Raw genomic sequence first — 261 nt, 5'->3', positions numbered from 1 at the left:
AACCGGTCCCGACGAACTTTTCGCGCCCGGACCTGGCGCTGCGGGCGCTGCGGGCCGCAAACCTCGATCTCGTCATCGACCTGACGCCCTGGCCGAACCTGACCGCCATTCTCGCCCGCCTCAGCGCCCCCGGCGCCGTGGGGTTTGCCCCCCCGGACGAAGCGAGAGGCAGCATTTTCGACATCGCAGTCGAACATCGGGGAGACCGGCACGAATTGGATAACCTGGCGGCCATGGCCAGGGTTTTCGGCGGAGGCGATG

1 protein-coding gene is annotated in these 261 nt (G+C 67.8%); it reads left to right on the top strand.

Annotated features, from left to right (window positions below; genetic code table 11):
- Positions 1-261: hypothetical protein (locus tag KVT37_RS32335; RefSeq protein ID WP_217579044.1), on the top strand; the 261-nt coding region annotated here is incomplete at both ends.

The organism is Mesorhizobium sp. GbtcB19 (assembly GCF_019091085.1).
Lineage (GTDB): Bacteria > Pseudomonadota > Alphaproteobacteria > Rhizobiales > Rhizobiaceae > Mesorhizobium.
The sequence above is the reverse complement of the archived record's forward strand: the minus strand, read 5'-3'. Positions and strand labels throughout refer to the sequence as shown.